Raw genomic sequence first — 12,962 nt, 5'->3', positions numbered from 1 at the left:
CTGCGCCATGACATTTTTTGATATATTTCAGCAACATGAATGGGAAACGACACAGGCATCGATTTACGCAAAAACAGCTGCCGATGTGGAACGGACACTTGCGAAACAGGGCAAACGCGACCTCGAAGATTTCAAAGCACTGATTTCGCCGGCAGCGCAACCCTATCTGGAACAAATGGCTGTACTGAGCCGCCAACTGACACAAAAGCGTTTCGGCAAAACATTGCAATTGTACATCCCGCTCTATCTGAGTAATGAATGTACCAATTCCTGTGTATATTGTGGCTTCCGACACGAGAACGAAACAACCCGCATCACGCTCAACGAGGCACAAACGCTACGCGAAGCAACCGTGATTCAGCAAATGGGGTTCGAACACCTGCTGCTTGTCACGGGCGAACATCCGCGCCAAAACGGACCTGACTACCTGAAGAAAATGCTGAAACTCCTGCGCCCGATGTTTGCACAAATATCATTGGAAGTGGCGCCGATGAAAACAGAAGAGTACCAGAGTCTGGTGGATGAAGGAGCGTATGCCGTGTATGTGTATCAGGAAACGTACAATGCCGGACGCTACGCGGGCTATCATCCGCGGGGGAAAAAAGCCAATATGCAATTCCGGTTGGAAACGGGCGACCGATGCGGCGAAGCAGGAATGCGAAAAATAGGACTTGGATGCCTGCTGGGACTGGAAGACTGGCGAACCGATTCTTTCTTCACAGCTCTGCACCTGAACTATCTGGAAAAACGCTGGTGGCAAAGTCGCTTCAGCGTGTCGTTCCCGCGCATTCGTCCGTTCGAAGGTTCGTTTGAACCCAACAGCATTGTGACAGACGCCGATTTATTACAATTGATTTGTGCCTACCGGATATTCAACGAAGAGGTGGAAATAGCCCTGTCGACACGTGAACGCCCTGCTTTCAGAGATAATCTGGTGCAACTGGGAGTAACGACGATGAGTGCCGGCTCGCGCACCGACCCAGGCGGATATACCGAGAACAACAAAGAGCTGGAACAATTTGCCATTTCGGACGACCGCGACCCCGAAACATTTACCACCATGGTACGTTCAAAAGGATACGAAGTGGTGTGGAAAGACTGGGACATGTGCCTGCAAACACGATAAAAAATGGGACTAAACGCATTCGAACAAGAGAAATATGACCGCCACCTGCGGATAAATGGTTTTACGCCCGGCATGCAGGAAAAGCTGAAACGGGCATCCGTGTTGGTCATCGGAGCAGGCGGACTGGGTTGCCCGGTGTTGCAATACCTGACTGCTGCAGGCGTTGGGCGAATCGGGATTGTGGAACCCGATGTGGTGTCTGTTTCCAACCTGCAACGGCAAATATTATATGCACCTTCTGATTTAGGCAAATCGAAAGCGTTGCTTGCTGCCGAACGCTTGCAAACGATGAACCCCGAAGTCCGGATTGAAGTGTATAACGAATGGTTGACCGACGAATCGGCCAATCGCTTGTTTCCCGGCTTCGATGTGGTGGTGGGTGCTACCGACAATTTCAAATCGCGTTTTTTGATTGACTGCAAAAGCCGGAAATTCGGCATTCCGTTCGTTCACGGAGCCATCCGTGAGCTGGAAGGTCAACTCAGTGTGTTCAATTATCGCGGTAGCATGTCGTATAAAGATATGTTTGGGCATGCAGCCGCCGAAGCCACCAGTCCAATAGGTGTGATGGGTGCCATACCCGGCGTTATCGGTAGCATGATGGCATTGGAAGTGCTAAAAATCCTCACCGGATTGGGCGAAGTGATGACCGACAAACTATTGCTATACGACGGAATGCACAACCGGATACATACGGTAAAGAGATAAAATTGCCGTTGCTTCGGCAATAGTTTCGGCCGACAATCCTGAAAATGCTGCCAAGACATTGAAACAAGCCATGAAAGTGCAATCTTTGCAAGCTGAAATCTCACAAAAACAGGTTTAATATTGTTGACCATGCAACTGAAAGAAATAGGCGAATTCGGATTTATCGAACGATTCAAACCCTGGTTTGGCGATCTGCTTGGAAGCGACATTACCGGCATTGGCGACGATTGTGCTATTCTTCCAATGAACGACGAAGAAGAGCTGGTGGTTACTACCGATTTGTTGATGGAGAATATTCATTTCCTTCGCGATGCCATCACACCTAATCAATTGGGATATAAATCACTGGCAGTCAACCTGAGCGACATTGCCGCCATGGGTGCCACTCCCATCAGATCGTTTCTTTCCATAGCCATTCCAAAAGAAATCGAAATAGAATTTCTCGATGCTTTTATGCTGGGTTACCGCAAAATATCAGCAAAATATGCCACTCCTCTACTGGGTGGAGACACTACCAAATCGGCAAAAGATCTGGCTATCAATGTTTGTGTGATCGGAAAATGCAGAAAAGGGACAGCCCGGCGGCGCAGCATGGCGCAAGCAGGTGACATTATTTATGTCACCGGAAATCTCGGAGACTCGGCTGCCGGTCTGGGACTTATACTGAACGCAGCTAATAAGTCGCCTGATGCACAATATTTGATCGACAAACATCACCAACCAGAACCAAGAATAAATGAAGGTCAATTTCTGGCTACACAACACGCTGTCCATGCCATGATGGACATTTCCGATGGCATTGCCTCCGATTTATATCACATACTGAAAGCATCCGGTAAAAGTGCTGAAATCAATCTGGATTTGCTTCCCCATTCCGATGCTTTTACAAAAATTGTTGGCAAATACAACTGGAATGCTTCCGAACTGGCTGTCGCCGGCGGCGAAGATTACGAGCTGCTTTTCACAGTCGACAAAGAGTGTTCGGATCAGCTCAAAAGCGATTTCGAAAAACAATTTGGCAAACCGCTTTTCCCCATCGGCGTTATTGCCGAAGGTACCGGTATAATTACCTGGCAATCGAACGGAAAATCCATTTCGATGGGGAAAGCCGGTTTCAACCATTTTCTATAACAAAAAACAATGCAATACAAAAGAGTATTGACCATAGCAGGAAGCGATCCATGCGGCGGGGCAGGTATTCAGGCGGATATTAAAACCATTTCGGCCTGCGGTTGCTATGCCATGTCGGCCATCACAGCTATTGTCGACCAGAATAGTCAGGGTGTATATGGCATTCACCCGGTACCAACAAATTTTATCAAAGGACAAATCAACTCTGTATTGGAAGATTACGGAGCCGATGCCATTAAGATCGGCATGTTGCACGACAACGAACAGATTATTGCTGCATGTGAAGCTCTTGCAGATTATCCGGTGAGTAATATCGTTATCGATCCGGTGATGGTAGCCACGACTGGAAATCCTCTACTTCAGAAGAATGCCCTGAAAGTGATGAAAAACGATCTTCTTCCGATAGCAAGAATTATCACGCCAAACATTCCGGAAGCTGAAAAATTTACCGGATTTTCCATCGATTCGGCAAAACAGATGCAAGAGGCTGCTCAGGAGTTATCCTTTAACGGAAAAACATCGGTATTGCTTAAAGGCGGGCATCTTAGGGGAAATGAGCTGGTGGATATTTTATTCAATGCCGAAACCAACGAAACGCTCCAATTTCGTTCTCCAAAAATTGACACCGGTAATACCCACGGAACCGGCTGCACGCTCTCTTCGGCCATCGCTTCATTTCTGGCACATGGGATGAATGTAACAGAAGCAGTATGCAAAGCCAAAACCTACATTTCGGAGGCTATTCTTCAGGGAGCTCCCTACTCCATCTCACGCGGACACGGACCCGTTCACCATTTCTATAATTTTTGGAAATAAACATATATAACACAGATATTCAATCTCATATATAATATTTTTCAATTTCCTTCTGTCAAGATATTTTCTTCAATTTTCGTTTCCTGTATTTTTATTATCTTTGCTTGAACAATAGGAAAAAACATGGACGATATCAAACTCAATTCACAATCAAGTAGCTATACAGACGACAATATTATTACGCTTGAAGGGTTGGAGCACGTACGCCGCCGCCCGGGTATGTACATCGGAAAATTAGGCGATGGAACTTATCCCGACGATGGCGTGTATGTGTTGCTCAAAGAAGTCCTCGACAACTCAATCGACGAGTTTCGTATGGGTAACGGGAACACAATTCAGGTAAACGTGAAAGATGGTACCGTTCGCATACGTGACTTTGGACGTGGAATACCATTGGGCAAGATGGTGGATGCTGTCTCGGTGATGAACACCGGTGGTAAATACGACTCAAAAGCCTTTAAAAAGTCCGTAGGTTTGAATGGTGTGGGTACAAAAGCCGTCAATGCACTGTCGTCTCAATTCATGGTGGAAAGTTACCGTGAAGGAGAAATGAAACACGCTGAATTTTCCAAAGGTAAAATCACTTCCGAATCACCGCTTCAGAAGACATCGGAATCCAACGGAACTCTGGTGGAATTTGTTCCGGACAATACTATTTTCACCAATTACAAATACCGTGAAGATTACATCGAAACGATGTTGCGGAACTATGCCTATCTTAATACCGGATTGGCAATCATCTTCAACGGCAAACGTTTTTATTCCAAAAACGGGCTTCTTGACCTGTTAAATGAAAACATTACTTCGGAATGTCTCTATCCTATCATTCACCTGAAGGGAGAAGATATCGAAATTGCTTTTACCCATACCGATCAGTATGGTGAAGAGTATTACTCTTTTGTAAACGGACAGCATACTACACAGGGAGGTACACACCAAAGTGCATTCCGTGAGGCAATTGCCCGAACCATCAAAGAATACTACAACAAAAACATGGAAGTCACCGATATCCGTAACGGATTAGTGGCGGCGGTTTCGATCAGCGTGGAAGAACCAGTTTTCGAATCGCAAACAAAAATCAAACTCGGGTCGAAAGATGTTGGCCCCGAGGGTCCTTCCGTAAGTAAATTTATCGGTGACTTTGTAAAGAAAGAAGTTGACAACTACCTGCATAAGAATCTGGAGAGTTCTGATATTCTGCTAAAGAAAATTCAGGATTCGGAAAAGGAGCGTAAAGCCATTGCCGGTGTTACGAAGCTTGCGCGCGAAAGAGCGAAAAAGGTAAGTCTTCATAACAAGAAACTGCGTGACTGCCGCGTGCACTACAACGATGCCAAAGGCGATCAACGCGAAAATTCCTGCATCTTCATTACCGAGGGTGATTCAGCGAGTGGATCTATCACTAAAAGCCGGGATGTAAACACACAGGCCGTATTTAGTTTGCGTGGTAAACCATTGAACAGCTTCGGACTTACCAAGAAAATTGTTTACGAAAACGAAGAGTTCAACCTGCTGCAGGCTGCTCTGAATATTGAAGAAGGAATTGAAAACCTACGCTATAACAAAGTAATTGTAGCAACCGATGCCGACGTCGACGGAATGCACATACGCCTGCTACTCATTACTTTTTTCCTGCAATTCTTCCCGGATCTTGTCAAAAAAGGACATGTTTATATTCTTCAAACACCACTTTTCAGGGTAAGAAACAAGAAAGAAACTATCTACTGCTATTCCGACGAAGAAAAACAAAATGCTATTAAAAAGCTGGGACCAAATCCTGAAATGACCCGATTCAAAGGGTTAGGTGAAATCTCGCCCGATGAGTTCCGCCATTTCATTGGCAAAGATATCCGCCTCGATCCGGTTACGCTGAAAAGAGAAGATTCGGTTTCCACATTACTTGAGTTCTACATGGGAAATAATACTCCCGAGCGTCAGGAGTTCATTATAGAAAATCTGGTAATCGAAGAAGACTATACAGATTAACAACTTTTACTCAGTATGCAGCAAACACTTGATTGCTGTATACTGAGCACCCCCTATTTCCTCACTTTTTCAAACGCATCAATCCTCGTTCTTACATTTTCGCGGATATTCATCCAGAAAAGATTGTAATCGTAAACATGAAGATTTTTTGTCGATTTGATCTTTTCACCTACATTATCAGGCAATTCCACCCACAGAATATGAGATGAGGGCTCAATCTCTGCTGCCGGCCCCGGGTTTCGTAACAAATTAAACGTCATCAGAGAACCATGATTGAGTTTTGAAGAAGCCGGAGACGTTTCGTCTGTCCATGTCAAAGGATTCACACAAAGAGAATTATCCTTCTCCGCTTTTACTCCTGCCGGAATCTCTCCTTTCTGATAGCTACGCCAGCCCACAACGCATCCCGTCGCATCGGCCGTTTTACCCAAAGGAATCGATTTGAAAGAAGTCTTGGGAATCTGATAACCTATGACATAAGCACACACGAGCTGTTTTTGCAACGGTTTGCCATCAAAAAGCTCCTGCAGCAGACGAATCGCATGAAGGCTTCCCTGACTGTGTGAAGCAATAATAATAGGACGATTGTGATTGAAATGTGTCAGATAATATTCAAAAGCCTGCTTCACATCACTGTAGGCCAAATCAAAAGCCTTTTGTGCAGCAGGTGTGGTGCGAATGAAGAATGCCTTCAGGTTAGCCTGACGATAACGCGGAGCAAATACCCGACAACTACCATTAAAAACGGAAGCCTGATATAAAATGGATCGTGAATCGGTTTGACTGTTCAGGGTTGCATCCGTCAAATCGGCATTCCAGGCTCCCTCTTTCACATCCTGCGAAAACGAAGTCGGATGAATAAAGAAAACATCAGCGCGTTGGTCACGCGGTTCGTTTGCAAGAAAAGACGGAATAGAGTCGCTATTGTCGTGCTTCAACGGCGAAGCTGCCCAAAAGAAGAGATTATTGTAATCGGGAGTCGGACCGGTATTCTCCGCCGACGATGCTTCCAAACGCTTCGCCAGCAATTTTTGCACCAGCTTGCCACGTTGTGCATCGACAGACGGGACAAGCAGTAAACATATAAGTATCGCTATTACATTCTTATTCATAACTGATTTGTTTTGAAATTGGAATACAATTATAGTCATTTTCGGGCAAAAAAACAGCCGGACATTTCTGTCCGGCTTGTTTACTGATTCTCAAACCACTATTCAATCGAAATCTGTCTGACAGGTTTCGGTTTCGCTTCTTCTTTTTTAGGGATTGAAATAGTCAGAATCCCCTTTTCATATTTCGCCCCTATCTTTTCCGTATCTGCACTGCCGGGCAGTGTAAACGAACGACTGAATGATTCATAACAGAATTCCTGTTTGGTATACTTCCCCTTTGGATCTTCTGTCTTTGTTTCACTCTTTTTTTCGGAAGAAATTGTCAGATACCCGTTGTTTACTTCTACCTTGAAATCTTCCTTTTCCATTCCGGGTGCTGCTACTTCAACCTCAAAATTTTCTTCAGTCTCTTTAATGTTAACGGACGGCAAGGTCGTATTCGTATTCGAATAGTGACGATTGGTCCAATCATTCCAATTATTGTTCAAAAAATTATCGAAAAGGTTCGACCAAGAGGGAACCAAATCATTTCTTCTGATGAGTGACATAACTACCTCCATTTTTTAAAGTTGAACATCAATTAAAGAACATTATTTCTGAAATAAAATATTCAAAACCTGTGCCAGATAGAATCAGATTACTTATCTTATTAATAATCAATTAGCATCTTTTCATCCAACAAAAAAACAGAGTCAAAATGACAGGAAAAAATTGCAAAAATGAGACAATTTTACACGTTTTGCGACTGCATTATTCCACTTACAAATCCCATAGTAAATCCGGCAATGGCAAAAGCAACCACAAAAATAATGGAGATAATTACCATTATACCGGTAGCAACGTAATAAAACTTCTGGTATTTCAAGGCTTCTTCCAAATCACTATTATTTTTATCCGCCACTGCTTTTTTCGCATAGTTTGAAAACTTTACGAGAAACAACATGGGGACAAAAGTCAAAACTGCAAATATCAAATAAGCAATACCCAGAATTCCTGCACCGGGAAGTTCTGTTTTTGTGCCGGCAAGCAATAAAACGATTGCACTAAATGCCATCAAACCGGCCATTACAATACAAAATACAGCTATAAATTTTGACCATTTCCGGGTTTCATCCAAATGAAGCAAGGCTGCATCTGTAACTTCCACTTTTTGTTCAACTTCTGCCGGTTTTGGCGTCACAACGGGCTCTTTCTGTTTTTCAAAATAATAGTCCATAATTCAGATACGAAATGATTAGTATTTAGATTAGTTATTAGACATTATACCGGTTAATTCATTTCTTAATTTTCGCATTTGACCTCTCCCCTAGCCCCTCTCCCGAAGAGAGGGGGAAAATCTGCAAAATGAATTGAATTCTAAATATTTCACTGTCTTGCTCCTCCTCCCCTTGGGGGAGGAGGTTGGGTCAGACGATAAATATCTGACTCCGACACGAAGTCGTCGTGAGAGGAGAGGTCAGCTATTGATATTTATATACACTTAATCGATATAATGCTATTGGTTATTGTTTCAATGTGCTTTGGCTCGTTCATACTGAACAGGCCATGCAATATCGTCTTTGAGCTGGGTAGCGGCATGTAACGGGAAATATGGATCGCGTAAAAACTCCCGAGCCAGAATTATAAGATCGGCTAATCCGTTTGTCAAAATTGTTTCTGCCTGCTCTGCTTTCGTAATCAAACCAACGGTTCCTATTTTCATGTCGGTTTCCTTCTTTATTTTTGCCGCAAACGGCACCTGATAACCATAGCCAATTTGCACCTTCGCATCAGGCAACAATCCGCCGGAAGAAATATCCATTAAATCCACGCCTCTGTTTTTCAACAACATGGCCAGTTTTACCGATTGAGTTTCGTCCCAACCTCCATCTACCCAATCCGTTGCGGATATGCGAACAAAAAGAGGCTTGCTGACCGGCCAGACTTGCCTTACAGCATCAACAACTTCGAGCAAAAACCGGACACGATTGTCAAAACTACCTCCATATTTATCGGTACGTTTATTAGTGATCGGGGATAAAAACTGGTGTAGCAAATAACCATGAGCCGCATGAATTTCTACCACATCAAAACCGGCTTCGTTTGATCTCTGGGCTGATTTCCGAAACTCTTCAACTACCCACTCTATCAATTCGACATCCATTTCTAATGGAATCGGCGCCCCGGGTTCAAACGGTATTGAAGACGGAGCCAGCGGTTGCCAGCCTCCTTTATCCGGAAACAGGTAGACATCTCCTTCACGCCACAAACATCCTGTGCTTGCTTTACGGCCGGCATGAGCCAGTTGAATACCTGACAAACTTCCTTGTTGGTGAATGAAATTATTGATTTGTTTCCATTTTTCGACGTGTTCATTTTTCCACATACCCAGATCGTAGGGAGAAATTCTTCCTTCGGGTGAAACGGCTGTGGCTTCGGCAATAATCAATCCGGCACCGCCAACGGCTCGGCTTCCGTAATGCACAAAATGCCAATCATTAGCAAAACCATCTTCTGCCGAATACTGACACATCGGAGAAACAACTATTCTGTTTTTCAGTTCCAGCCCCCTAAGTTGCAGCGGGGATAATAATAATGTTTTCATCTGTAAATGGTTTATTATAAAATGTCACGTGGAATTGAATTTTCAGAGCCTGCTAAGCTAAGATTCTGACATGATTATAATTTTCTTGGGCCATGTCTATGGATATTTGACAAAACGAAGACATTTGCAGCATTCGAAATAACTCTATGACAAAGTTCTCCGCTCGTATTTCGGCACTTTATGCTCTTCATTCTGGCAATCAACACAAAATAATTAGCCTCACGCGCTCTATTCCGAATACAAATATACTATTGCAAGCACGTCATTTTAACATTAAAAGCGTATAAAAAAACTGATAATTTTCGCACAACAAACATAACCAATTGAAAACATGAACTATAGATATTTCAAACAGAAGATGTACATTCCCAACGTTAAAAAAGAAACGCCATAAAATTGTAATCCCGATAGAAACTATTACTTTTGATTCTCATTACAACTAAACTTTCAATTCAAATGAAGAACCCTTTATTATTACTTTTCTGCACGTTGCCTGTGGCAATGTTTGCGCAACAAAGCTATACACTCACCGGTAAAATCGGAGAATTAAATGCTCCTGCCAAAATATACCTGCAACATCAGGTAGACAAAAAGATGGTGATCGACACTGCAAAGCTGGTAAAAGGCTCCTTTACATTCAAAGGTACTGTGGGAGATCCGGAATACGCCCGACTGGTTATTGATCATGAAGGAAAAGGGTTACAAGCCATCCGCCAACCCGATTTAAAGACTATTTTCATCGAAGCCGGCACAATCACATTCCAAAGCAAAGACTCTATTGCCACTGCTTCGATTAATGGATCGAAAACCAACGGAGAATATCAAAGTCTGCTTAAAATGCTTGATCCTGTCATTCGTGCTCAAAAGGCACTTTCTGCCGAATATCAGGCAGCACCTCAATCAAAACGCGATTCGAAAGAATTTATGTCCGATCTTGAAAAACGAGACGAGGCAATAACAGCTGAACAGAATAAAATTCTCACATCATTTATTAAAGCCAATCCGGGTAGTTTTGTGAGCCTTGCAATGTTAAGTAATCTTGCCGGTCCGACTCCCAATCCCAATGAAATGGAACCTATTTTCAACCAATTGTCCGACAACGTCAAAAATTCCAAAACCGGACAAGAATATGCCAAGGGATTGATGCAACTCAAAGCAACGGCAATCGGCTCTATTGCTCCTGATTTCACGATGAACGACCCGAATGGCAAACCTGTAACACTTTCAAGTTTCAGAGGCAAATACCTCTTGCTCGATTTTTGGGCTTCGTGGTGCGGCCCGTGTCGCCGTGAAAACCCGAATGTGGTAGCTGCATATAATCATTTCAAGGATAAAAACTTTACCATTTTAGGCGTTTCGCTCGACAATGAGAACGGAAAAGATGCATGGCTGGCTGCCATAGCTAAAGACGGGCTGACATGGAATCATGTTTCAGACCTGAAATACTGGAACAACGCGGCAGCTCAACTCTATCAAGTACGCTCCATTCCGCAAAATTTCCTGCTTGATCCCAGCGGAAAAATTATTGCTAAAAACCTGAGAGGCGAAGATCTGGAAAAGAAACTGACTGAGCTTTTTGCGAAATAATTCTTTCGCAAAAACAATAAAAAGCGGATAAGCCTTTCGTAAAGAAAGATTTATCCGCTTTTGTTTTATGAACTCGTTTTGTCTTTTATTCTGCAAGTTCTATTTTGGTCTTCATATTCTTTATTTTTTCGTTGGCCACAAGGCGAAGCACTTGTTTTACCTTGCTTGCTTTAACGGCCACAAAGGAATAATAATCCTTGATCTCTACCAGTCCAAGTTCCTGTTTGTCCAGCTGCCCTTTCTTGAACATAAAGCCAACCACATCCATCTTACTCAGCTTGTCTTTCTTTCCTTTTCCAATGTAGATGGTTGCCCAATCGGGTTTCGGAGGGGCCGGAACCAGTTTTGGCAAAGCTAATAACGACGGTTCAACGGAGATAAAGCCGGGCAGTTCTTCGTTGGCAGCCAACATAAGATATGCGCTGCCTTCGGCTTCCATACGCGCCGTACGACCGTTGCGATGCACAAACTCCTCCAATCGCGGCGGAGCGTCGAAATGAACGACATGCTTAATTTCAGGAATATCCAGTCCGCGCGAAGCCAGGTCGGTAGACACAAAAACACTGTAACTGCCGTTCCGAAACTTCGACAGCACCCGTTCCCGTTCAGTTTGTTCCAGTTTACCATGAAAATATTCGCTTGACAAATGCCGGGTCGTTAAGTAAGCATGCACTTTTTCTACCGTTTCGCGTTGATTGCAAAAAACAAGCGTGGAATCGTTTCCAAGATAACAGAGCAAGCGGAAAAGCAGGTCGAATTTATCGTTATTTTCGCCTTTTACGGTAAATATTTCAAGACCTTTAAGTGGAGTATCTTTTTCGGAATAATCAAGTTTCAGCGAATTACGGATGCCGGTAAAAGCCGGTATAGAAACCGCATCTGTGGCCGATGTGAGGATTCGCTTCTGCAATGAAGGAATGCTACTGATAATGGCTTCCATATCTTCAGCAAAGCCCATTTCGAGCGATTTATCGAATTCGTCGAGCACCAATAACTGAATACCGTCAACAGCTACATTTCCGCGTGCTATGTGATCTTTGATGCGCCCGGGCGTTCCGATAAGCAAAGCCGGTGGAACTGCCAGATCGCGCTTTTCACCATTAGAAGGTCGACCGCCAAAGCACGTGTTGACTTTATAGCCGGTACCCATACTGCGCCATACCTGTTCTATTTGTTGTGCCAATTCGCGCGAAGGAGCTACAATAAGAGCCTGAACCTTCTGGCAGTCGGGATTCATGTTCATCAATACCGGCAGCAGATAAGCCAGCGTTTTTCCCGATCCTGTAGGAGACAGTAAAATTACATCTTTACCTGTTTCGTTTGCGTCAAGAGTTGCCAATTGCATGGCATTAAGAGATTCGATACCCATGCTTCTCAGCGTGTTATCGATTTGAGTGGAGTTATTTTTCATTTTGCAAAGATACGCAATTAAAAGGAGATGGCTATCTCGGCCATAAACAGACAAAAAGGATGTCTCAAAAGGGATATTGATTTTATAATAACATACGAATCGAAAATATATCTTTGATTTTATACCCCAAACCCCTGAAGGGGCTATAAATCTACTATTTTTATTGGCGCAAAAGTCCCCTTAAGGGGATTTAGGGGTAGAAAACTGAAATAGTCTTTCAGTTTATAAATTCATCAATAACAACATCGATTTTTGAGACATCCTCTTCGTGTTAGCACATCGACCGAAGTCAACCGTCAGAGCGCCTCAGCATGATAGCCGAGTTTATCCAAACCGGTTTGTATGTCTTCTGCCGAAAGTGTTTCATTTTCTACGGTCAGCACTTTGTCCGGATTCGCAGTATCGACCGACCACTTGCCGGCTCCTGCTGCCTCATCCAAAAAAGGAGTTACTTTGGCGATACATCCGCCACAATTGATATTTGTCTTAAATTGCATAGTT

General features: G+C 43.6%; 12 protein-coding genes. 6 read left to right on the top strand and 6 right to left on the bottom strand.

Features of this window, described 5'->3' with window-relative positions; translation table 11 throughout:
* The first annotated feature begins 7 nt into the window (after nucleotides 1-7).
* The 5 genes from thiH (at nucleotide 8) to F8N35_RS11405 (ending at nucleotide 5,767) form a co-directional block, all read left to right on the top strand.
* Nucleotides 8-1,126, top strand: a complete 1,119-nt coding sequence (thiH, locus tag F8N35_RS11425; protein ID WP_293052968.1) for a 2-iminoacetate synthase ThiH — start codon at nucleotides 8-10, stop codon at nucleotides 1,124-1,126.
* Nucleotides 1,127-1,129: 3 nt separating this feature from the next.
* Nucleotides 1,130-1,834, top strand: a complete 705-nt coding sequence (locus F8N35_RS11420; protein ID WP_293052965.1) for a HesA/MoeB/ThiF family protein — start codon at nucleotides 1,130-1,132, stop codon at nucleotides 1,832-1,834.
* Nucleotides 1,835-1,963: 129 nt separating this feature from the next.
* Nucleotides 1,964-2,965, top strand: a complete 1,002-nt coding sequence (gene thiL, locus F8N35_RS11415) for a thiamine-phosphate kinase (RefSeq protein WP_293052962.1) — start codon at nucleotides 1,964-1,966, stop codon at nucleotides 2,963-2,965.
* 9 nt (nucleotides 2,966-2,974) lie between these two features.
* Nucleotides 2,975-3,781, top strand: coding sequence for a bifunctional hydroxymethylpyrimidine kinase/phosphomethylpyrimidine kinase (gene thiD, locus F8N35_RS11410; protein WP_293052959.1), 807 nt, complete (start codon nucleotides 2,975-2,977; stop codon nucleotides 3,779-3,781).
* Nucleotides 3,782-3,904: 123 nt separating this feature from the next.
* Nucleotides 3,905-5,767, top strand: coding sequence for a DNA topoisomerase IV subunit B (locus F8N35_RS11405; RefSeq protein WP_293052956.1), 1,863 nt, complete (start codon nucleotides 3,905-3,907; stop codon nucleotides 5,765-5,767).
* A gap of 53 nt (nucleotides 5,768-5,820) precedes the next feature.
* Here F8N35_RS11405 and F8N35_RS11400 read toward each other — a convergent pair whose 3' ends face one another.
* From F8N35_RS11400 to namA, 4 genes are all read right to left on the bottom strand, one after another.
* Nucleotides 5,821-6,879 carry a DUF3089 domain-containing protein gene (locus F8N35_RS11400; RefSeq protein WP_293052953.1) on the bottom strand — a complete coding sequence of 353 codons (1,059 nt, stop codon included), beginning with the start codon at nucleotides 6,877-6,879 and terminating at the stop codon, nucleotides 5,821-5,823.
* A gap of 98 nt (nucleotides 6,880-6,977) precedes the next feature.
* Nucleotides 6,978-7,427, bottom strand: coding sequence for an Hsp20/alpha crystallin family protein (locus F8N35_RS11395; RefSeq protein ID WP_293052951.1), 450 nt, complete (start codon nucleotides 7,425-7,427; stop codon nucleotides 6,978-6,980).
* Between the two features lie 182 nt (nucleotides 7,428-7,609).
* On the bottom strand, nucleotides 7,610-8,095 hold the full coding sequence (locus F8N35_RS11390) for a DUF5362 family protein (RefSeq protein WP_293052949.1): 486 nt from the start codon (nucleotides 8,093-8,095) through the stop codon (nucleotides 7,610-7,612).
* A gap of 294 nt (nucleotides 8,096-8,389) precedes the next feature.
* Nucleotides 8,390-9,463 carry an NADPH dehydrogenase NamA gene (namA, locus tag F8N35_RS11385; RefSeq protein ID WP_293052947.1) on the bottom strand — a complete coding sequence of 358 codons (1,074 nt, stop codon included), beginning with the start codon at nucleotides 9,461-9,463 and terminating at the stop codon, nucleotides 8,390-8,392.
* 456 nt (nucleotides 9,464-9,919) lie between these two features.
* Here namA and F8N35_RS11380 point away from each other — a divergent pair, with 456 nt between their 5' ends.
* Nucleotides 9,920-11,050, top strand: coding sequence for a TlpA disulfide reductase family protein (locus F8N35_RS11380; protein ID WP_293052943.1), 1,131 nt, complete (start codon nucleotides 9,920-9,922; stop codon nucleotides 11,048-11,050).
* 85 nt (nucleotides 11,051-11,135) lie between these two features.
* On the opposite strand, the gene F8N35_RS11375 is transcribed toward F8N35_RS11380, so the two are convergent.
* Nucleotides 11,136-12,461: a DEAD/DEAH box helicase gene (locus F8N35_RS11375; RefSeq protein ID WP_293052940.1), complete on the bottom strand. Its 1,326-nt coding sequence runs from the start codon at nucleotides 12,459-12,461 to the stop codon at nucleotides 11,136-11,138.
* Nucleotides 12,462-12,757: 296 nt separating this feature from the next.
* Complete coding sequence (locus F8N35_RS11370; RefSeq protein WP_293052937.1) at nucleotides 12,758-12,958, bottom strand: hypothetical protein; 201 nt, start codon at nucleotides 12,956-12,958, stop codon at nucleotides 12,758-12,760.
* Nucleotides 12,959-12,962 lie beyond the last annotated feature (4 nt).

The organism is Paludibacter sp., from assembly GCF_009712605.1.
In the GTDB taxonomy this organism is placed as follows: Bacteria; Bacteroidota; Bacteroidia; order Bacteroidales; family Paludibacteraceae; genus Microbacter.
Note: the sequence above shows the minus strand (reverse complement) of the source record. Positions and strands in the feature narration are given on the sequence as shown.

What these genes read in the sequence shown, in the direction of transcription:
- thiH (WP_293052968.1), top strand. Translation starts at nt 8, where the DNA reads ATGACATTTTTTGATATATTTCAGCAACATGAATGGGAAACGACACAG.
- F8N35_RS11420 (WP_293052965.1), top strand. Translation starts at nt 1,130, where the DNA reads ATGGGACTAAACGCATTCGAACAAGAGAAATATGACCGCCACCTGCGG.
- thiL (WP_293052962.1), top strand. Translation starts at nt 1,964, where the DNA reads ATGCAACTGAAAGAAATAGGCGAATTCGGATTTATCGAACGATTCAAA.
- thiD (WP_293052959.1), top strand. Translation starts at nt 2,975, where the DNA reads ATGCAATACAAAAGAGTATTGACCATAGCAGGAAGCGATCCATGCGGC.
- F8N35_RS11405 (WP_293052956.1), top strand. Translation starts at nt 3,905, where the DNA reads ATGGACGATATCAAACTCAATTCACAATCAAGTAGCTATACAGACGAC.
- F8N35_RS11400 (WP_293052953.1), bottom strand. Translation starts at nt 6,879, where the DNA reads ATGAATAAGAATGTAATAGCGATACTTATATGTTTACTGCTTGTCCCG.
- F8N35_RS11395 (WP_293052951.1), bottom strand. Translation starts at nt 7,427, where the DNA reads ATGTCACTCATCAGAAGAAATGATTTGGTTCCCTCTTGGTCGAACCTT.
- F8N35_RS11390 (WP_293052949.1), bottom strand. Translation starts at nt 8,095, where the DNA reads ATGGACTATTATTTTGAAAAACAGAAAGAGCCCGTTGTGACGCCAAAA.
- namA (WP_293052947.1), bottom strand. Translation starts at nt 9,463, where the DNA reads ATGAAAACATTATTATTATCCCCGCTGCAACTTAGGGGGCTGGAACTG.
- F8N35_RS11380 (WP_293052943.1), top strand. Translation starts at nt 9,920, where the DNA reads ATGAAGAACCCTTTATTATTACTTTTCTGCACGTTGCCTGTGGCAATG.
- F8N35_RS11375 (WP_293052940.1), bottom strand. Translation starts at nt 12,461, where the DNA reads ATGAAAAATAACTCCACTCAAATCGATAACACGCTGAGAAGCATGGGT.
- F8N35_RS11370 (WP_293052937.1), bottom strand. Translation starts at nt 12,958, where the DNA reads ATGCAATTTAAGACAAATATCAATTGTGGCGGATGTATCGCCAAAGTA.